The sequence below is a fragment of the Enterobacter sp. CP102 genome (assembly GCF_025152625.1).
GTDB classification, from domain to species: domain Bacteria; phylum Pseudomonadota; class Gammaproteobacteria; order Enterobacterales; family Enterobacteriaceae; genus Enterobacter; species Enterobacter soli.
This window is the reverse complement of sequence record NZ_CP104014.1, coordinates 506,862-527,103: the sequence shown is the minus strand read 5'-3', so window position 1 is coordinate 527,103 and position 20,242 is coordinate 506,862. Positions and strand designations below refer to the sequence as shown.

The 20,242-nt window shown below is 45.8% G+C and carries 13 protein-coding genes and 1 tRNA gene; 9 read left to right on the top strand and 5 right to left on the bottom strand.

The features are described from left to right. Positions 1-35 precede the first annotated feature (35 nt). A complete protein-coding gene (locus tag N1249_RS02485) occupies positions 36-599 on the bottom strand; it encodes a fimbrial protein (protein ID WP_259834249.1) in 564 nt (187 codons plus the stop codon). A gap of 603 nt (positions 600-1,202) precedes the next feature. Between N1249_RS02485 and N1249_RS02480 the strand changes: the two genes are divergently transcribed. Then, positions 1,203-1,871, top strand: coding sequence for a Crp/Fnr family transcriptional regulator (locus N1249_RS02480; RefSeq protein WP_259834247.1), 669 nt, complete (start codon positions 1,203-1,205; stop codon positions 1,869-1,871). Between the two features lie 126 nt (positions 1,872-1,997). On the opposite strand, the gene N1249_RS02475 is transcribed toward N1249_RS02480, so the two are convergent. Further along, positions 1,998-2,465 carry a type I toxin-antitoxin system SymE family toxin gene (locus N1249_RS02475; RefSeq protein ID WP_259834246.1) on the bottom strand — a complete coding sequence of 156 codons (468 nt, stop codon included), beginning with the start codon at positions 2,463-2,465 and terminating at the stop codon, positions 1,998-2,000. A gap of 312 nt (positions 2,466-2,777) precedes the next feature. On the opposite strand from N1249_RS02475, the gene N1249_RS02470 reads away from it, so the two are divergent. From N1249_RS02470 to N1249_RS02435, 8 genes are all read left to right on the top strand, one after another. After that, entirely contained in the window at positions 2,778-3,653 is an 876-nt protein-coding gene (locus tag N1249_RS02470) for a phosphorothioated DNA-binding restriction endonuclease (RefSeq protein WP_259834245.1), read from the top strand. A gap of 84 nt (positions 3,654-3,737) precedes the next feature. Continuing rightward, positions 3,738-5,534: a DUF262 domain-containing protein gene (locus N1249_RS02465; protein WP_259834244.1), complete on the top strand. Its 1,797-nt coding sequence runs from the start codon at positions 3,738-3,740 to the stop codon at positions 5,532-5,534. A gap of 243 nt (positions 5,535-5,777) precedes the next feature. Further along, the gene (locus N1249_RS02460) at positions 5,778-9,191 is read left to right on the top strand and encodes a DEAD/DEAH box helicase family protein (RefSeq protein WP_259834243.1); all 3,414 of its coding nucleotides are present in this window, start codon (positions 5,778-5,780) and stop codon (positions 9,189-9,191) included. Between the two features lie 63 nt (positions 9,192-9,254). Then, positions 9,255-10,889, top strand: a complete 1,635-nt coding sequence (locus N1249_RS02455; RefSeq protein WP_259834242.1) for a class I SAM-dependent DNA methyltransferase — start codon at positions 9,255-9,257, stop codon at positions 10,887-10,889. Beyond that, entirely contained in the window at positions 10,886-12,049 is a 1,164-nt protein-coding gene (locus tag N1249_RS02450) for a restriction endonuclease subunit S (protein WP_259834239.1), read from the top strand. Before N1249_RS02455 ends, N1249_RS02450 begins: the two co-directional genes overlap by 4 nt. 6 nt (positions 12,050-12,055) lie before the next feature. Beyond that, positions 12,056-15,337: a DEAD/DEAH box helicase gene (locus N1249_RS02445; protein ID WP_259834237.1), complete on the top strand. Its 3,282-nt coding sequence runs from the start codon at positions 12,056-12,058 to the stop codon at positions 15,335-15,337. Positions 15,338-15,507: 170 nt separating this feature from the next. Continuing rightward, a complete protein-coding gene (locus N1249_RS02440; RefSeq protein WP_259837970.1) occupies positions 15,508-16,755 on the top strand; it encodes a hypothetical protein in 1,248 nt (415 codons plus the stop codon). Between the two features lie 512 nt (positions 16,756-17,267). Further along, a complete protein-coding gene (locus N1249_RS02435; protein ID WP_259834235.1) occupies positions 17,268-18,233 on the top strand; it encodes a 5'-nucleotidase in 966 nt (321 codons plus the stop codon). 267 nt (positions 18,234-18,500) lie between these two features. On the opposite strand, the gene N1249_RS02430 is transcribed toward N1249_RS02435, so the two are convergent. The 3 genes from N1249_RS02430 to miaE form a co-directional block, all read right to left on the bottom strand. Then, positions 18,501-18,585 (bottom strand) — tRNA-Leu (locus tag N1249_RS02430). Positions 18,586-18,690: 105 nt separating this feature from the next. Beyond that, complete coding sequence (locus tag N1249_RS02425; RefSeq protein WP_259834233.1) at positions 18,691-19,422, bottom strand: topoisomerase II; 732 nt, start codon at positions 19,420-19,422, stop codon at positions 18,691-18,693. Between the two features lie 30 nt (positions 19,423-19,452). Further along, positions 19,453-20,211: a tRNA isopentenyl-2-thiomethyl-A-37 hydroxylase MiaE gene (miaE, locus tag N1249_RS02420; protein WP_259834232.1), complete on the bottom strand. Its 759-nt coding sequence runs from the start codon at positions 20,209-20,211 to the stop codon at positions 19,453-19,455. Positions 20,212-20,242 lie beyond the last annotated feature (31 nt).

Below are 20,242 nucleotides of genomic sequence, written 5' to 3'. Positions count from 1 at the left end.
AAAACTGGGGCTGTACCAGCCCCAGCTGTATTATCTTACTCGTAACTGAAGGTATACGTTGCAGTAGTAACAACGCTACCGGTAGACGTTGCTGCGCCACCGTAGTTGTAGTAGTTAGCGTAATAAGTGATATTTGAAGTGCTGGTGCTACCGGAAACATCTGCTGCAGTTAAACCAGTGTCCAGAGCTTCGTTAAAATTAACCTGAGTAGAACCATCAGTAGTCAGAGCAATACCCACACCTTCAGCAGTACCGCTATAGTTGGTGAGATATTTTTCATCGTCAGATACGTTGCTGCTGGTAAAGCTAACTTTCAGCGCATCAGTATCAGCTGAATAACCAGTACAACCTGAAACCGCCATTGTGAATTCTTTTGCACCAGTAGTAACCACACCAACGTCAGTACCCAGATCGGTAGTAGTAACTGGTGAAAGGTTAACAGTGAAATCAGAACCGTTATTGGTGGTTACATTACAGGTAGTATCAGTAACGCTGCCGTTAAAAGTAATGGTACCACCCGCAACGCCTTCATCAGTTGCTGCAAATACGCTTCCGGATAAAACCAAAATAGAGGCTGCCACCAGACTTTTCTTGAACATTATTATTCCTGCTATACATTTGTTTGAGATTAACCCAAAGCCAAAGGCCAAAGCATTACGTGCATACGTCTGCTTTATTGGGTGCAATTGTTTTTCCATCATGCAGGTGAGTAGATAAACATCCGCACTGGATAGACCGTATATGAACACAGAAAAATCAATTTAAAAATTAAAAGAATTTAAAATAATTCACTAACACCAAAAACCTTAAATAAATAATTTTATAGTTTTTTATTCTGCGCAATTCTTTAGTTTCAAAATTAATCACCAAAACAGCTCGATTCAACAGAGTTTGCCCATTGTGGGTAAAAATCAATTTTAATGCAAAAACATTCCATATGATTATTTAATCGAGATGGTAATCACTTTCAGGAGTATTTCTGTAACATCATGGACAATGTATTTTAACAAAATCAAAGAGCTTTCATCGTGCTGTTTACATGGCTTTTATTCAAGCCCTCAGGTTAAAAACACATGCCATTCAGATAGTTCATAGGTAGTGATACGTTTAGGAAAAATCACTTAATCGGGTGCGGTATAATGATCAAACTTGTTCACCGACAAATCACCTGCTTGAAATTTCATACATAAGGCATTTAAAAAATGGCCAGTAGATCGCAGTGCGTAAGTTGTGAGAAATGTTGCTTTGGTAAGATGTGCAAAGACTATCTTTTTGATAAAAAAGTAGCGCTATTCACCAGAAGTCTACAACGGAAAAAAGAGATAAAAAAAGGAAACCACCTTTATCGCCCCGGTGATTCAATCACGCATATGATGGCGCTCCGCTCGGGGACGGTAAAAATCTATGATGCCAGGGGTAATATAGTGAATGTTAAAACCCCTGGCCAGGTTATTGGCACTGAAGATCTCCACACTCATTCCTATCACGCTCAAGCTATTGCGGCGACAGATATTCAACTCTGCTTACTGGAACGCAACAGAATTTACGATCTCAGCCAGATAACTGAGCATTTTATCGACTACATCACGGACATGCTCTCGTTTGAAATAGCCGAACAGAAGAAGATGATTGCAGTATTAGTCAGACCGGATTCGCAAGCAAAGGTTAGAGAGTATCTTAAACTGATTTCTCAGCGCTACGAATGGTATGGTTTTCCAGCCAGTAATATACATCTGCCAGTTACGTTTAAAGAGATGGCGACACTGCTTGGTGTATCAATATCGAGTCTTAACCGGGCACTATCCGAACTAAAAGATAGCGGGGAGATTGCAGTGGAGAAGAAAAATATCCAGATTAATAGGCTTGAGTGAGTCGGAAAGCTGGCCGGATCAGGCCAGTAAAGGTGATCATGACGTTCTTAGAGGCCCTCATTACAACATAAAACCCTGAGCACCCACCCCCACAGTTGTTTTGGAGGTGGGCATTTGGAGATACTCTTAACCAGGTAATCCGCGTCCTCGCGTGATCACCGGCACATCACCCGTATCATTCAGTGCCCCCGGAAACGTCTTCAACCACTGCGCGACTTTCTGTTTATTAATATTCACCGCACTCATACCATCCAGACATCCCCATAATTCTCTTGTATGTTGTGGCGTAATCACAATGCAGTCTTTCATCACCCGGATTTTGACCGGCATCCCGTTAATAAAACCCGCCCGGGATAACCACTCTCCCTCCAGAGGAAGATAATTATTGTCCACCCGTGAATAGAGTTCGCAACAGGCTGAACTCGCCTGCGGCGTCTCCGCCCTTGGATGGACGGGCGCGGTACGGGTCTGGTTGCCGTGAAGACGGCGGGCGCTGTTTTTGCGTACCAGCTCGTGGTTTTCAATCACGCCGGTAAAAGCGTCTGATTCTGTTTTGCAAACAGTAAACTCTGGCTTAAAATTCGTCGCAGCCATTTTCAACTCCTAGGATAGTTGGTTGTGGTTAGCGGTATGGGGGTGTTGCTGCACCTTCATATCGCGAATTCTTCTTTAAATATTCCTCGATACTTCCTTTGCCGTTTGGCGTAATTACTGCTGCCTATTATACAGAGCTGAATATAAACACAGCGGTTTTGCGGTGGGTAAATTTGGGAAATGCGAGGCGGATTCAGGAAATAAAGGCATGTGCGGTAACGCCATGTTTTTGTTGATTGTGAGAAAGTAGTAGGTTGATCGGTTTAGGTTTTGCGAGCATCATCGCAATTATTTACCTTTTCCCATAACGCGATGGCTTCCAGCAAAACTCTCGAACAGGCAATTGCCGACATCACCATCTGGCGCAAAGGCGAACAGCGTGCGCCACATAAACCTCTATTGCTCCTGTATGTGCTGGCGAACTATCAGCAGGGACATGCGCGCCTGTTCGACTACGGTACGGAAGTGCGCGATCAGCTGCATAGCCTGCTGGAACGGTTTGGCCCGCAACGTGCCCAGTATCGCCCTGACATGCCGTTCTGGCGCCTCAAAGGCGATGGGTTCTGGGAACTGGAAAATGACGAGTTCTGTTCGACATCAGGAAGCCGACAGCCGCCTGCGGGAGAACTTGTTAAACATTGCGTTGCAGGTGGGTTTGATGAAGAAAACTATGCATTGCTCAGTCAAAACTCAAAACTGATCGGCTCACTCGCACAACAGATCCTTGAAATGCACTTCCCTGAAAGCATTCAGGAAGAGATCGCGGATGAGATGGGTTTTGATATTCAGCAGATCCGCAAAGTGCGTGATCCACTTTTCCGCCAGCAGGTGCTGCGTGCGTATAACTATGAATGTGCGATCTGCGGATTCAACATGCGACACGATAACGCCAGCGTTGCACTCGAAGCTGCGCATATCAAATGGAAACAATATGGCGGGCCGTGTGAAATCCCGAACGGGCTGGCGCTTTGTGCGATTCATCATAAGGCATTTGATAAGGGATCGATTGGGCTGGATGAGAGTATGCGGGTACTGGTGTCTGAGGCGGTGAATGGGAGTGGAAGTGGGATTGTTGGGAGGCTGTTCTGGGACTTTGCCGGGAAGCAGATTGCGCTGCCGATGATGAAAGGGAATTATCCGCGAGAGGAGTTTGTGGAGTGGCACAGGAGAGAGGTTTATCGTTACTAAATACAGTACCAAACTTAAATTCCAATATTTTTAGTACATTAAATTAGCAACACTTACTAATTTCCCCACAGCAAGGATGTAAAAATGTCGACATTTGATAGTACCAAATTACCTCTTAAAGACCTTTTGAAAGACATCGTTGAGGGGAAAATTCAGCTCCCTGATTTTCAGCGCGGATGGGTATGGGATGATGAACATGTACGCAGCCTTTTGGTGAGTCTGGGTCGTTCATTTCCTGTCGGTGCTGTAATGCTTCTTGAAACCGGTGGCGAAGTCCGTTTTCAGGTTCGCCCCGTCGAGAATGTGTCTCCAGTTGGCCTTCCTGCCCCCGAAAAATTAATACTGGACGGTCAGCAGCGTCTGACGACATTAACCCAGGTACTTAAACTCTCGGGTCCGGTAAAAACGACGACCGATAAAGGTAAACCGATTGATCGTCATTACTATATCCATATCCCTACTGCGCTCGAAGGTGCAGATCGTCTAGACGATGCAATTATCGCAACAGATGGTAGCCGCCAGATCCGCAGCGATTTTGGTCGCAAGGTTGAACTTGATCTCTCAGACAGAAAAAATGAGTGCCAACAGCTTTATTTCCCTTGCTCCGAAATTCTCGAAGCGATGGCCTGGCTAAAAGATCTTTATACCTACAATACTGAAGCCATACAGCTCTTCTTCGAATTCAAGACGAAGGTTCTGGATGCCTATAATGATTACCAAATCCCTCTGATTGTCCTGAAAAAAGACACGACAAAAGAAGCCGTTTGTCTCGTTTTTGAAAAAGTGAATACCGGTGGTGTTCCTTTGTCGGTGTTTGAACTTGTCACTGCCAGCTATGCTGCTGACGGCTATAACCTTAGGGATGACTGGTACGGCAGTGATATCCGTAACGTAGATTCTCGCAAGCAGCGCCTTTCAAAAGAGCCAATACTTAAAGGGGTCGAAAACACCGACTTCCTTCAAGCTGTAACGATGTTACATACACTAGAAAAGCGTAAGGCCGACATTGCGGCAGGTAAGACCGGAAAGCAGGTCTCTCCTGTCAGCGCAAAAAGAGCATCTGTTCTCGAACTGCCCTTAACTGCTTACCAGGATTGGGCAGAAGCCGTTGAGAAAGGTTTTAAGTGTGCTGCAAAGTTCCTGCGTCAGGAATGTTTTAGCTCTCAACGTGATTTACCGTACCGTACACAAATTGCTCCTCTGGCAGCAGTAATGACCATTATTTGTAGCAAAGATGATGAGCGCTGGAGAGAACCGCAGATTCATCAGAAACTTGCTCGCTGGTTCTGGTGTGGTGTGTTAGGCGAACTCTATGGCGGTGCTGTTGAAACCCGTATTGCTAACGACGTCGAGGAACTACTTACATGGATTGAGGCTGGTGGGGACCTGCCCAGAACAATTAATGATGCTAATTTCCAGATTGATCGTTTAGGGTCACTCACTTCACGTTTAAGTGCAGCATATAAGGGTATCAATGTACTTGTTCTGCGAGACGGTGCTCATGATTTGTTCTGGAAATCACAGATTCGGGAGCTTGAAGAAGATGATGTCGCTTTGGATATCCACCATATTTTCCCGAAAGACTGGTGTGAAAAACAAGGTATTCATCGTCGTCAGTACGATTCGATCATTAATAAAACGCCAATTTCCTATAAGGCAAACAGAATGATTGGTGGCTCAGCGCCATCTGTATATTTGGCAGCGCTTCAGTCACATTCACAGGTTCAGCTGGATAATGATGCAATGGATACGCTGCTACGTAGCCATCACATGCCAGTGAGTGCTCTACGTACCGATAACTTTGAAGAATTCTATGAGCAGCGACAAAAGGAATTACTGAGTTTAATTGAAAGAGCGATGGGGAAATCACTCAACTCTTAATGTACTCCTCGAGAAGAGGACAGCTGCGGTTCAAGGACATGGAGTAGTAACAGAGCTTCTGTAGGAGTGTTTTATTAAGCCCAGCTAGTCCTCGGTATGAAGGACGTAAATTCCGACTAGCGAGTCGATAGTTCTATAAGTAATCAATGCTCACCATATGCCGTCAGGCTAAGTTTGGCGGCAAAATTAATGTGATATTCTTTCCAGAATTCCTGTTGTATCGACGACATAAGGCGATAATTGATGGAGCAGTCTCTCAATTTTGAAATGTTGCGCAGCCAGTGGCCGGAACTGGCGGAACTCGCGTGTATGGCAGAACGTTACGTTCACACCGACCCGGAAAGCTGTTTGGTGAAGCTGCGCAACTACACCGAATTGATGGTGCGTTGGTTATATCGTCAGGAACGGCTGCCTGAAGGCATCAAAGCAAATCTGTATGATTTAATGAACGCCGATGTCTTCACCAGCATGATGCCGGAAGCCATCATCATGAAAATGGATGCACTGCGTATCCACGGTAACCGCGCCGCGCACGGCGGACGTATCAAAGTTAAAGATACTTACTGGCTGTTAAAGGAAGCGTATTTACTGGGAATTTGGCTGTATGTTCGTTACGCCCACGGTAATGTTGATAACTGCCCCAAATTTTCTCTCCCTCCGTTAACGCAATCTTCAGGTCGTGCAGATGAAAAACGTCTGGAAGATGCAATCAGGGCTCAAGATGAAAGCCGTGAGCGCGAATTGGCATTACAACGCGCATTACAACAGGAGCAGGAAAAGGCCGAACACCTCACTCAGCGCCTGAATGAAGCCAGAGCGCGTAACCAGCATGTTGCCGATATCCTCTCTATTGATGAAGCGGAAACCCGCCGCCGCCTGATTGACTCCCGCCTGCTTGCTGCTGACTGGAATGTAGGGGAAGAGCTTAACAATACCGATCAGGTTACGCAGGAGCACTCTGTTAAAGAACAGCCTACTGCAACTGGCGACGGTTATGCGGATTATGTCTTGTGGGATGAAGCGCATAAACCGCTGGCGGTGGTGGAAGCAAAAAAAACCAGCGTCAATGCCGAGCAAGGGCGAATTCAGGCTCGGCTATATGCAGACTGGCTCGAAAAAGAATACGGTCAGCGCCCAGTCATTTTCTACACCAACGGCTACGATATCTGGCTGTGGGACGACCATAAAATTCATGGTTATCCCCCGCGTCGAGTATTTGGTTTCTACAGCAAGGAAAGCCTGCAATATCTTATTCAGCAGCGTGAAACCCGTCTGCCACTGAACAGTGTGCCGCATGTAAAAGACAACGAAGGTAAGGCCGTTGCCGGACGTTTGTATCAGCTTGAAACCATCGCCCGCGTCAGCGAACGGTTTACCAATAAGTACCGACAATCGTTAATTGTACAGGCCACTGGTACAGGCAAAACCCGCGTGGCAATTGCACTAAGCAAACTGATGATTGATGCTCGCTGGGTAAAACGCGTCCTGTTTCTTTGCGATCGTAAAGAGCTGCGTAAACAGGCGGCGAATGCCTTCAATCAGTTCACCAATGAGCCGCTGTATGTGGTCGGGAAATCGAAGAAAGCAGACAGGCAGAATGCCAGGATCTACATCGCCACCTATCCCGGCATGATGAAAATCATGGACCATTTTGATGTTGGTTATTTCGATCTGATTATCGCCGATGAATCCCACCGCTCTATCTACAACGTCTACGGCGACCTGTTTAAGTATTTTGATGCCCTCCAGATTGGCCTGACGGCCACGCCAATCGACATGGTGAGCAAAACCACTTTCGGCCTGTTTGGTTGTGAAGGACGTATCCCTACCGCCAACTACAGCCTGGAAGATGCCATCGCCGATAACAACTTGGTTCCCTATGAGGTTGTCACGCACACCACGGAATTCCTGCGCGAAGGCATCAAACGGGAGAAATTAAGCGACGCACAAATCCGCGAACTGGAAGAACAGGGTATCGATCCCAATACGCTGGAATTTGATGGTAAGGCGCTGGATGAGGCAATTTATAACAAAGACACCAACCGCTATATTCTGCGTAATCTGATGGAAAATGGCCTGAAAGATCGGGACGGCCAACTGCCTGGTAAAACCATTATTTTCGCCCGTAATCATAAACACGCGCTGTTGCTGAATGAGTTGTTCGACGACATGTACCCGCAGTTTGCCGGACGCTTCTGTCAGGTCATCGACAACTACGATCCCCGCGCCGAGCAACTGATTGACGATTTTAAAGGGCTGGATGAAAGTACCAACAAAGAGCTGACCATCGCTATCTCTGTAGATATGCTCGACACTGGTATTGATGTCCCGGAGATTGTGAATCTGGTCTTTGCCAAACCAGTCAAATCGAAAGTGAAGTTCTGGCAGATGATTGGCCGTGGCACGCGCCTCTGTTCGGGACTCTACGGCTACGATGAAAATGGCAAACCGCTGGATAAACAGAAATTCCGCATCTTCGATCACTGGGGCAATTTTGAGTATCACGAGCTGCATACCGAAGAGGCCGAAGTCACAGCTACTAAATCGCTGGCGCAAAAACGCTTCGAAGCGTGGGTTATGCTGGGGGCCGCTGCGCAGCGTAAATTCAACAAACAGGCGGTGGATTTAGTCGCTCACCAGCTCCGCGAGCAAATCAACGCGCTGGATGAAAAGTCGATTGCTGTGCAGGAAAAGTGGCAGCAAAAAGCGCAGTACAGCGATGAAAAAGTGCTGCGCCAGCTTTCCCCGAAAACACAGCAGGATCTGCTATCTGTCCTGGCCCCTCTGATGCAGTGGCTGGACGTTCGCGGGCAAAGCGATGCTATGCGCTTTGATATGGATATTCTGGCGGCACAAACTGCCCGTTATACCAACCCGGAAGAGTTGGATGTGCTCTGGCCGGTCATCATCGAGAAAGTGGAACGTCTGCCGCCGCATCTGACTCAGGTGCAGCAACAGGGACAACGGATTAATCAACTTCGTGATTTAGGCTGGTGGAAGCAAGCCAGCCAGGAAGAGCTGGAGGATATCCGCATTCATCTGCGCGGTATAATGCACCTGATGGAGAAAGATGCGACGCCAAAATTTGGTTCGATACAGGTGGATATTACCGAAGATGCGAACCTAATCCAGACGGAAACCCGCAAAACCAACATCCGCTCAATTGATTTCAAACTCTATCGTCAGCAGGTTCAGGGAGCGCTGGAGCCGCTGTTCCAGCAAAATCCGGTTCTGAAGAAAATCCGCAACGGCGAGCCGGTTACGCAAAGCGAGCTGGATGAGCTGGCGAAGCTAGTGCTGATCCAGAATCCCAACGTTGATATTCGGGCGCTGAAAGAGTTCTATCCGCAGGCAACAGCCAGCCTGGATAAACTTTTGCGTACAATCATCGGGATGGACAGCGACGCGGTAGAAGTACGTTTTGCACAGTTTGCAGCTGACAACAGCCTGACCAGCCAGCAACTGCGTTTCCTGTCACTGCTGAAAAACCACATCCGCGATTACGGCACCATTGAGATGCGACAGCTCTTTGAACAGCCGTTTACGCACATCCACAACGAAGGTGTTACCGGCGTGTTCCCGGATATAGAGCAGATCGTCCGGTTGCAAAAGATAGTCGAAGAGCTGGGTGTTGTGACCGACGCAGCGACGGTATAATACGCACATGACAAGCCCCGGCAGCGGGGCTTTTATATTTATAACAGGATATAGACGTTAACAATGATCACCGGTGACTTAAAAAGTAAAATCGACGGGCTGTGGGAAGATTTCTGGGTGGGTGGTATCACAAACCCGCTGACCGTTATCGAACAGATCACCTACCTGATGTACTCTAGGATGCTGGATACCCAGGAACAACGGGACGAGAAGCGTAAGCAAATCACAGGCGTTGATTTTAAACCGCGCTTTGCGCCTGAGCAGCAGGAGTTCCGCTTCAGCCACTACAGCAACCTTGGCTCGGATGAAATGATGGACGTGGTGCGTGATGGCGTCTTCCAGCATTTCCGACAGCTCGGCCAGGCTGATGCATCAAAGGTGACACTGCTGGGCAACTTTATGAAAGATGCCCGTCTGGAGATCGTTAAACCGTCGCTGTTAACCAAAGCCGTAGAGGTGATCAAAAACCTGCCGCTGGATCGTGGCGACACCAAAGGCGATCTCTACGAATACCTGTTAAGCAAGCTGACCACCGCCGGAATCAACGGTCAGTTCCGTACGCCGCGCCACATTATCCGCACGATGGTTGAAATGATGGAGCCGAATCCAGCGCGTGGTGAGACGATTTGTGATCCGGCCTGTGGCACTGGTGGTTTTCTGGCGACCAGCTATGAGTACCTGCTGGAAAAATACAGCTCGCTGGAGTCCATCCATACCGAGATTGGCAGCAACGAACGCGGTGAGCTGGAAGAGCAAAAAATCTTTACCGGCGATCTGCTGACGCCGTGGCGTGACCATGTGGATAACAACATGTTCCACGGCTACGACTTTGACACTACTATGCTGCGTATCGCCGCTATGAACCTGATTATGCACGGCGTGGAAGAGCCGGATATCCACTATCAGGACACCATGAGCCAGAGTTTCAGTACCAACTTCCCACAGGCCAGCAAAAATGCTTTCAACCTGATATTGGCGAACCCACCGTTTACCGGTTCACTGGATGAGGAAGATATCGACGCCACGCTGTCGGCAATGGTGAAAACCAAGAAAACTGAGCTGCTGTTCCTGGCGCGCATTCTGCAAATGCTGAAAATAGGCGGACGCAGTGCCACTATCGTGCCGCAGGGTGTGCTGTTTGGCTCCAGTAAGGCGCACCAATCACTGCGTAAAACGCTGGTAGAAGATAACCAGTTAGAAGCGGTGATCAATCTGCCTTCCGGCGTATTTAAACCTTACGCTGGTGTGGCGACGGCGATCCTGATCTTTACCAAAGGCGGTCAGACGGACGAGGTCTGGTTCTACGATCTGCAAAGTGATGGCTACAGCCTGGATGACAAGCGTAACCCGATAAAAGACAACGATCTGCCGCATCTGCTGGCAAGCTGGAAGCACTACCGTGCTTTGCGTGGTTTGCCAGTAGATCACTTTATGGGCGAGAAATTTGCCTCGTTGCTGAAACAGCAGTACCCGGAAGGGATTGCTGCTGGTGTTGATTTTAAAGATCGAACGCAAGCGGCATTTGTGGTATCGAAAGAGGATATTGCAGCGCAGAAATACGATCTCTCTATTAATCGTTATAAAGAAGTGGTGTATCAGGCCGAGGAGTATGAAGATCCGAAGGTGATACTGAAGCGGCTGAAGGACTTGGAGAAAGAGATTCTGGCGGATTTAGATGAGCTGGAGGGGATGCTGTGAGTAAATATCAATTAGTCACCCTTGGTAAACATATCGATATATTGTCTGGATGTGCATTTCCTTCAAGTGGGTTCAATCAGCAAAATGGTGTTCCACTAATCCGTATTAGAGACATTCTTTCTGGAAGAACCGAGACCTATTATGAAGGCAGTTATGACTTAAAATACCTTATTAAAAAAGGTGATTTACTTGTTGGGATGGATGGAGATTTCAATCGTGAGTATTGGAAAGGTACTGATGCGCTGTTGAATCAACGGGTATGTAAAATTACGTCCAATCCTGAGACACTTGATAAAAATTTTCTATATCATTTCTTGCAAAAGGAATTGGATAAAATCCATGCTACAACAGATGTTGTGACTGTAAAACATTTGTCAGTAAAAAAAATACAAGATATTAAAATTAGGCTTCCCTCGTTAAAAGAACAAAAACGTATTGCTGCTATCCTCGATAAAGCTGATGGTATACGCCAAAAGCGCGAGCAAGCAATCAAGCTGGCTGACGATTTTTTGCGTTCCACTTATTTTGACATGTTTGGTGATCCTATCGGAAACCCTAAAAAATTTAAAAAATCCCCCATTACTGAATTGGCTGATATCATCACGGGATTTGCATTTAAAAGTAATGAGTACATTAGTGATGCACCAGAATCTGTACGGCTTTGCAGAGGGGCAAACACACTTACAGGGTATTTCGATTGGGCTGACACAAAATTCTGGCCTAAAAATAAACTAGACAAACTAGATAATTATTTAATTAATGCAGGTGACATTATCCTTGCTATGGACCGTCCGTGGATATCAGACGGGTTAAAAGTATGCATATTTCCTGAAAATCAGCGAGAAACGTACTTAGTTCAGCGTGTAGCTAGGTTACGACCTCGTTGCGAATATTACACAAACTATATTTATAGTTGCATTAAATCGCCAGCTTTCGAAAAGCATTGCTGTCCAACAGAAACAACGGTGCCACATATATCTCCTGTTGAACTTAAAAACTTTGAAGTTCTAATTCCGCCCGACGAACTCATGATTAAATTCCATTCGATTGTATCAATAATCAATAATAGCTTAAATAAGATGGCGTCAGGCGATGTTGATAGCGACGCTCTCTTCTCTAAATTAAGTCAGCAGGCTTTTTCAGGACATCTTAAGAGGTAAGTACATATGGACTTATTTGACCTGTTAACAATTAAATTTACCTTGCCCGCGAAAGGTGCCCCTGCAAGAAAAGTGGGTGGGAATTTTGTTCATAAGTTACTTTGCCGATCAACAGCAGTATCGGCTCAAGTCAGAAATGCACGTTTCCAAGGATATTTTGAACTTGTTACGGGTCTGAAGCCTCCTCTAGACTATATCTATCTGAAAGATCCAAATTCCAGAGGGAAATGCGCAGATGGTGTAGCTTCTCTTAAAGCTAAGGAACCATTTACATTCGAAAAATGGCGAGAAGATACGGAGTTAAGCTGGGAGCAATTTCCAGAGCAAGCATTTAGCACTTCACCTGATGAAATTAATGAACAATGGCATAATCAATTTCAGTTTAGAGAGGACGATCCAGAGCACCATTCTCCAGGTCTTAGAAAACCCCAACTGGGTGCACTTCATGCAATTGCAGGCTATTTCGCAACTGATTTACAGGTAGAACCTGCTACCGTCGTACTGCCCACTGGAACGGGAAAAACGGAAACAATGCTCGCTACCATGATATACCAGCGATGCGAGCGAATTTTGCTCATAGTTCCATCTGATTCTCTCCGAACACAGATATCAAAAAAGTTCATAGATTTAGGATACTTGCCAGAGCTAACAATCGTTCCACCCAACATTGCACTCCCTAATGTCGCCATTATTAAGAAGGGAATTCAGGTAGCGGAAGAAGCTAAGCAATTAACTTGTGAATCAAATGTCTTGGTTGCTACGACCAGTGTTTTGTCTGCCTGCTCCGAAACAGCATTAAATGCACTTTGCGAGTCATGTAGCCATCTTTTTGTTGATGAGGCTCATCATATTTCAGCCTCATCATGGCAGACAATTCGCGAACGATTTAAAGACAAACGTGTTGTGCAGTTTACAGCTACCCCCTTTAGGAATGATAAGAAGTCCCTTGGTGGGAAAATTATCTATAACTACACGATGGGGGAAGCCCAACGAGCAGGCTATTTTACAAATGTAAATTTGCTGCCTGTAGAAGAGTATTACTCTGACCTTATGGATCATGCAATCGCAGATACAGCTATTGGTCAACTGCGTAAAGACTTAAATAATGGCCTTGATCATTTGCTTATGGCCCGTACTAGCAATAAGCAGCGAGCAGAAGAAATACTGACTATTTATCAGAAAACTGCACCGAACTTGAATCCAATCGTTGTTCATTCTGATTATCCTAAAACGGAAATAAAAAAACGTCTTGATAAATTATTATCAAGACAATCAAGAATCGTTATTTGCGTAGACATGTTGGGAGAAGGCTATGATCTACCCAACCTGAAAATTGCCGCTTTGCATGATCATCATAAGTCTCTTGCAGTTACTTTGCAGTTCATTGGCCGTTTTACTCGTGTCAATAAAGCACAGAAAATCGGTCAAGCCAGTGTAATCATGAATGTTGCAGACCCCAATGTTGAAGGTGAATTACAGCATCTATATTCAACAGATGCCGATTGGGATAATGTATTAAGGCGACTCTCTGAAGGACGAATTGCTAGAGAGATTAGATTGCAAGAAGTCGTGGATGCCTTAAAAAGGAAAGGTGATTTACACGATCAGATTTCGCTCTGGAATCTTGAGCCAAGCTGTTCTGTCATGTTATTTCAAACGTACTGTGACAATTGGGAGCCTGAAAGATACAAGGAAAAACTGCCCAGATTCGATGAATCCTGGCATGCAATAGCAGAAGATGAGAATTTGCTTGTTGTGCTAGCTATCCAGGCAACTTCAGTCCGGTGGGGAAACTACAAAGATCTTAAAGATACCAATTATAAAATTCTAATTGCTCATTGGGATCAAGACAGATCCGCCTTGTTTGTATTCTCAAATGACTATAAAGCATTTCGAGTTGAGAATCTAGTCAGTACTATTTGTGATGATAAATTTGAAGTTGTCAGTGGTGAAAAAGTCTTTAATGTATTTAATGGTATTGAATATCCTTTGGCAAGAAATTTAGGCGCATCCCAAATTGGGGCAATCAGCTTTACTCAATACTTTGGCCCAAATGTCACTGAGGGGCTATCGCTAATTGAAGCATCTCAATCAAGCTTAAGCAATATTGCTGCATTAGGTTATGAATCCGGAAACCGTGTAATCTGGGGATGCTCGCAACGCAGAGGTAAAGTCTGGTCACCACAAAAAGGTGGCAGCATTGCTGATTGGTGCAACTGGGTTAAGAAAGCCTGGGACAAGATCTTTAGTTCTGAACCGGATCCAAACAATCTTACGCGTAACTTTTTGCGTCCAGTCCCATTACTTGAACCCTATAATGAATATCCAATATCAGCTCAATGGGGTGAGTATTTGCTTACTGCGTTCGAAGATAAAGTTATTTTTCATTTTGATACTTTATCTGCTCATTTATATTTAGTAGAGGTTAGGACTGCTGGAAAATTCAACGATGGTAATGTGCGGCTCATTTTTTCTACAGATGAAACGTCATCTGAATATAAATTATGTCTCACGGAAGGTGCTACAGCAAAAGGTTATGCCTATCAGTTGATATCTGGCCCTGAACTTTTTGTACAGCGTGGTGAATCTGAACCTGTATCACTATCAGAGTATATGGAAATTGATCCAGTAATGATTCATTACTCCGATGGCTCATTCTCATACAACGCTCATATAGTTCATGTAAGCCAAAATATTGGCCTTTATGATAAAGACGAAATCGTATCTTTTGATTGGAAAGGGACTGATGTTCGAGTGGAATCAATGGGCTATACTCGTGATCCATCATCCATCCAATGGCGTTGGTACTGTGAAATTAAAGATAATTACGATGTCATTATTAATGATGATGGTAAAGGTGAGTCAGCAGATTTAGTGGGGTTGAGAATAGTTGATGACTGTATTGTTCTCTCCTTAATCCATTGCAAGTATTCAGGCTCAGAAGAAGCTGGAGCCAGACTTAAAGATCTTTACGAAGTATGTGGGCAGGCACAGAGATGCATTCGTTGGAAACACCTAAATCTTTCCTATCTATACCACCACATTAAGCGTCGCGAGGAGCAGTGGCGATCGCGTGGCCATTCTCGCTTTCTGAAAGGCACAATAAAAGACCTTGCTGCTATGAAAGAGCGTTCCAGAATCACACCTATTAAATTCCAAGTTGTTATTGTTCAACCAGGACTTAGAGTAAGAAAAATTAATGAAGAAGGCCTTAAGCTACTTGGCAGCACAGCGCTGTTTATCAAAAAAACAACGATGGCAGATTTAGTTGTTATTGGTTCTAAGTAGGGCTGAAAATTGACAATGTTCGACTTTAGCCATATTAAAGAACGAATCGAATATGCTATAAAAACGATAGAAAAAGTAAGAAAAGAGAGTAAATTATGATCCTATTCTTTTATCCCTACATAATGCTTTGCTACAGCGCTGGATACGCCTTATTGCAAACACTGGATGGGATGGGAGTGATTAGTACCAACTTTGTAGAAACGAACGCACAAGGTGCTCTTTTGAGCAGCTACTGGTCTCCCAATAAAGTTGCAGTTGTCTTAGGAGGCGGTTTTCTTGAGCTCTTTATTTTATTATTACCCTTCGTTTTCTTGAGCTCATGGATACTTGCCAGAAAAAAGGGGCTCATCATTTCCTTTGTGCTTCTTATAACCCCAGGACTACTATCATTCTGTCACCTTCTTCCTGCTATTCAGTGGTTGCCATTGACCTATGCAATAGGGGGGACAGGTGTAACGGGTAACGCAGCTGGACTCGCAAGTCTGAGTTTCATAGGACTATTGTGCGGATGGATATTGGCAATAATCATTAGTGATGTTTTTGCTACAGGAGAGAAATTTAGACAGTGGACAGATATTTTCCTCATCTTAACAGCGGTTGGTAACGGTATTTTCTGGGTATCAGACAGAGAGGTAGCTGTCGGTAAAACAGCATATGAGAAAACAATTACAGATATTAATGATGCAGCCAAATATCTTCTTGTTCAGGTGAAAGACTACAGCCGCATGTGTGACAATAGCGGGCTTTCCAAAATGTCATCTTGTCAGTGGGCATCGTACATTCAAGAAACGCTAGAAAATATTGCCAGTACGAAATCATCTGTTATTGAATATGTAATGCCTGAAAATCTTGACGCCTTTTACCGAATTCCTGAGTACTATGGCAATCAAGTATCTCCGGATAAAATCAGACAGGAATTTCAAAACTACAATAAAAAACTATGTCCAAATAAGGCTCTTTCAAAAGCAATAACACAATTGCCACCACCTTCCCGATGGTGCCAAACTCCCCCTCCAGCGTACTGTAATGCCATTCAAGAGGGGAAATTTAAAACAGGCATGTTAGACCGTTTCGCTGTCGCCAATGAATGTGTAATTACATCATTATTAATGTACCGCCAAGGTTTATTGAAAAAACAAGCTCGATTATCCTTAAGTAAAAATGCCCCTCATTATAGATGGATGTGGTTTATTGCTATGTCTTTTTTTATTGGTGGGAAAATTGCCAATGTAATGACAAAAATAGGTAATGTAGAGAATCGTCTCATAACTGAGAAACATAGAGTTAAATTTATCCTTCTAAAAACATGTGGTTTTATTGTGCGTACATTAATAAGATGTACCATCTTATGTCGGAAAGTGTTTCTTTCAACGATCAATTATATCAAAAGATTGAAGAAAATAAAACATGATACGTGAATAGAATAGTGACAAACACTCAATTGCAAGGTCATTCTTTGGGTTGAAATGAATAAAGAACAAGGGGTACTTTCTCCTGTACCCTTGGAGTTTACGTTAGATGATACATCTGAATCTACTGTGGGGATTTACACTAGCGGCAATAGTGTTTTGTACTCAACCGTTTATACAATAGCATCCATGACTAATTGAGCATAGAGCTCAGTAATCTTATTAATTATCCACTTGTTGAAAGAATTCGTGGTTCGTTCTTGCCGATAAAATCAGTGAATGTATTGCTTTTGGTGATAATACCATTGGGAAAAATTACCAACCAGCCATCCCATTAAGGCTAGCCGATTAACTTTAATTAAACGGAAATGGCAAACAATTCACATGTCTCTACCACGGTTGATTTTTTCGTAGTAAAACAGCGTAACCCTTTCCTCCCGGTTTGCATTCAAGAAACCTGCTCATCATTGCTGATGAAGATATATACTGCCCTTACACGATAATTGTTTAGGAAAGTAACCATGCCTTTAGATTTAAGTAACACTTTAGTTATTGGCATCAGCGCAACCGCGCTTTTTGACATGAGCGAATCCGACCGCATGTTTCGTGAAACGTATGCAACCGATCCTGACAGTGCTATTGAAAAGTATCGAGCCTACATGCTGGAACACGAAAACCAGCCTTTACAGCCTGGAACAGGTTATCCCTTAGTTAAAGCTCTTCTGGGTCTGAATCAGTATCGTCAACCGGGTGATCAATCACCGTTGGTTGAAGTCGTTGTGATGTCGCGTAACAGCCCTGATACAGGCATCCGCGTTCTGAATACCATTCGCCATGACAGGCTCGAGATTACTCGATCAGCCTTTACTGCAGGAGAAACCGTTGCTGATTACCTTGATGCTTTTGATGTGGATCTGTTTTTAACGACCAACATTGAAGATGCGCAAAAGGTGATTGATTCCCGATTCTGCGCTGCTGCAATCCTGAAAGATCCGCCTTCTGACGCATCTGATATCCCGGAAGGGCAAGTGCGCATTGCTTTTGACGGTGATGCAGTCCTTTTTTCAGATCAAAGCGAACTGGTTTATAAGACTCAAGGAATGGCCGCTTTTCACGCTCTGGAGGATGCACAGCAGGATATTCCTATGGAAGAAGGGCCATATGCCACTCTGTTAAAAAAAATAGCTAAGCTTCAGGAACGACTGCCAACCCGCGTTGAGTATTCTCCCGTCCGTATTGCATTGGTGACAGCCAGAAACAGCCCGTCGGAAATGCGCGTCATTAAAACGCTGAGAAGCTGGGGGGTATATGTCGATGAAGCATTTTTTCTCGGCGGTGTAGAGAAAACAAAAGTTCTAAAGGCGTTTAAGCCACACATTTTCTTTGACGACCAGGATGTACATTTGATCGCAGCGGCAAAGGTTGTACCTTCTGGAAAAGTCCCTTATGCCAGTAACTCCGAACTTGCAGAACATAAAGCATCGTGAAGCATCGTGAAGCATCGCTGACAAACCATTTAGCCATCAAGGCTGAATGGTTTGTATACCACACGCAAAATAACTACCCTGCCCCAGCTCAGAACAACGCTAACCAAGCCCGATCAGGGCTCGTTGGACATTATCCGTACCAACATTGGTTAGTAGATGTACGCTAAAATTCATAGCACTTGAGAAAGTTATATAGCGGAAAGATAGTTAATCTTTGGATTCCAGACACAAAAAAAGCCGCCCTTAAGCGACTTCTTTTGCATCTTTTGGTGCCGAAGGCCGGACTCGAACCGGCACGTATTTCTACGGTTGATTTTGAATCAACTGCGTCTACCGATTTCGCCACTTCGGCACTGAAGGGGATGCGGAAACGTTGTGGATTATACCTGTCGCGCGCCGCCATGCAAGCAGCGACGCGCTAAACCCACGCTAAGTGCCCAAAAAATCAGCATACTCATCAATCCAGCTCAGAAACCGCCAATCGAATCACGCCAGCCGCCTTTGGCTCTGGCAGCTTCAGCACCTTCGCCCACATATCCTGCACCATATCGCATGAAAGCTTCTCTTTGCCGACCGCTTGCTCAGGGGTTTGCAGCAGCTGGATGGCCTCGCCGTATTTGTCGGCAAGCTCCTTCATTATGGGTCGCACATCAGCTACGGCGACAGCGCGCTCCTCGGGTGTCACGGTGTGGCGGTTTTTCCCGTAGGCAGCGCGCATCATGTCGGCATCGGCCTGCATCCGACGCTGCATCATCGGCTTATCGAGCACCCGCATCGGGTTCACACCGCCCTTCACGCCCGGGTACAAGAACCGGAAGCAGGCATCGTCACTCACCTTCTGGATGGCGGCGGTCTGCTCCATATTGGCCTTCATATACTCCACCACGTTGGCATCCGGGGCGTATTGCAGGCGCGACATTTGCAGGTTGAGGATTTGCGGTTGGATCACATCGATGATGTGCTGTTCAGATTCACCCGCCTTCTGCATGGTGAGGATCTGCTCGCGAATGCGCTTTTGCAGCGCCGGCTCTTGTTCTTTCAGCACCTGCCAGGCGGGCATGGCGTTCAGGGTGGTATCAAGCTGTTGTTCCGGATCTTGCTGCAAGCGCTGCTTATCAAAATAGACCCAGAACGCTACAGCGGCCGCCACTACAGCCACCACGACAATACGTATCCACGTTTTTTTCATCTCGATCTCGCATCCTTTTGCAGTGTCGGTTTACACCGGCACGCCACTATGGAAGCGGAACTCGTTGTCCGGTGTCGAGATAAGTGTGGCTTCAATTTCACCAAAAAGCTTTACCCGGGGTGAGATATCGTTGTCGCTCACCTGCTGGGCAAGGGTCAGATAGTCCTGATAATGGCGTGCTTCCGAGCGCAGCAGCGACAGGTAGAACTTCTGCAAATCATCGTCGAGGAACGGCGCCAGTGCGGCAAAGCGCTCGCAGGAGCGGGCTTCGATATAGGCCCCGCAAATCAGCTTGTCGATAAGCGTCAGCGGTTCGTGAGTGCGCACTTCTTTCAGCATCCCTTTGGCGTAGCGGCTGGCGGTGATTTTGACGTACGGAATATCGCGCGCCAGCATCGCCTCGCGCACCTGCCAGAAGTGGTGCAGCTCTTCTTTTATCAGCAGCACCATGCTGTCGATAAGCAACTGTCCCCACGGATCGTCAGTTTTGGGCATCACGCTTTTGCCAATCTGCTTGTGCAGGGCGATAAAGTCCGGCTCCGGGCCGTCGCGGAAGGTAAACACTTCGTAGGGTCTGAGCCAGTCGAGCAACGCGTCGGCACCGCTTTCATCGGCGACATATTTACGCACCAGCAGCAGCGCAGTCTGTGCGGCTTTGAGTTCGCACACCATGTGGTCGGTCAGTAGCAGCGGCAGGTTGGCCGGGTCGCGGGCTTTATCAATCCATGCTTGCGGGGTCGGGCACTGGAGGAAGTTGAGTACGGGGGCGAGTATCTGCGGGTAATCCATTCGGGTTCCTGAAGCGGCAGCCGAAGCTGCC

Excerpts from the sequence above, each read along its gene's own strand:
- N1249_RS02480 (WP_259834247.1), top strand. The coding sequence starts at position 1,203 with ATGGCCAGTAGATCGCAGTGCGTAAGTTGTGAGAAATGTTGCTTTGGT.
- N1249_RS02465 (WP_259834244.1), top strand. The coding sequence starts at position 3,738 with ATGTCGACATTTGATAGTACCAAATTACCTCTTAAAGACCTTTTGAAA.
- N1249_RS02440 (WP_259837970.1), top strand. The coding sequence starts at position 15,508 with ATGGGAGTGATTAGTACCAACTTTGTAGAAACGAACGCACAAGGTGCT.
- N1249_RS02425 (WP_259834233.1), bottom strand. The coding sequence starts at position 19,422 with ATGAAAAAAACGTGGATACGTATTGTCGTGGTGGCTGTAGTGGCGGCC.
- miaE (WP_259834232.1), bottom strand. The coding sequence starts at position 20,211 with ATGGATTACCCGCAGATACTCGCCCCCGTACTCAACTTCCTCCAGTGC.
- N1249_RS02475 (WP_259834246.1), bottom strand. The coding sequence starts at position 2,465 with ATGGCTGCGACGAATTTTAAGCCAGAGTTTACTGTTTGCAAAACAGAA.
- N1249_RS02455 (WP_259834242.1), top strand. The coding sequence starts at position 9,255 with ATGATCACCGGTGACTTAAAAAGTAAAATCGACGGGCTGTGGGAAGAT.
- N1249_RS02435 (WP_259834235.1), top strand. The coding sequence starts at position 17,268 with ATGCCTTTAGATTTAAGTAACACTTTAGTTATTGGCATCAGCGCAACC.
- N1249_RS02485 (WP_259834249.1), bottom strand. The coding sequence starts at position 599 with ATGTTCAAGAAAAGTCTGGTGGCAGCCTCTATTTTGGTTTTATCCGGA.
- N1249_RS02470 (WP_259834245.1), top strand. The coding sequence starts at position 2,778 with ATGGCTTCCAGCAAAACTCTCGAACAGGCAATTGCCGACATCACCATC.
- N1249_RS02445 (WP_259834237.1), top strand. The coding sequence starts at position 12,056 with ATGGACTTATTTGACCTGTTAACAATTAAATTTACCTTGCCCGCGAAA.
- N1249_RS02460 (WP_259834243.1), top strand. The coding sequence starts at position 5,778 with ATGGAGCAGTCTCTCAATTTTGAAATGTTGCGCAGCCAGTGGCCGGAA.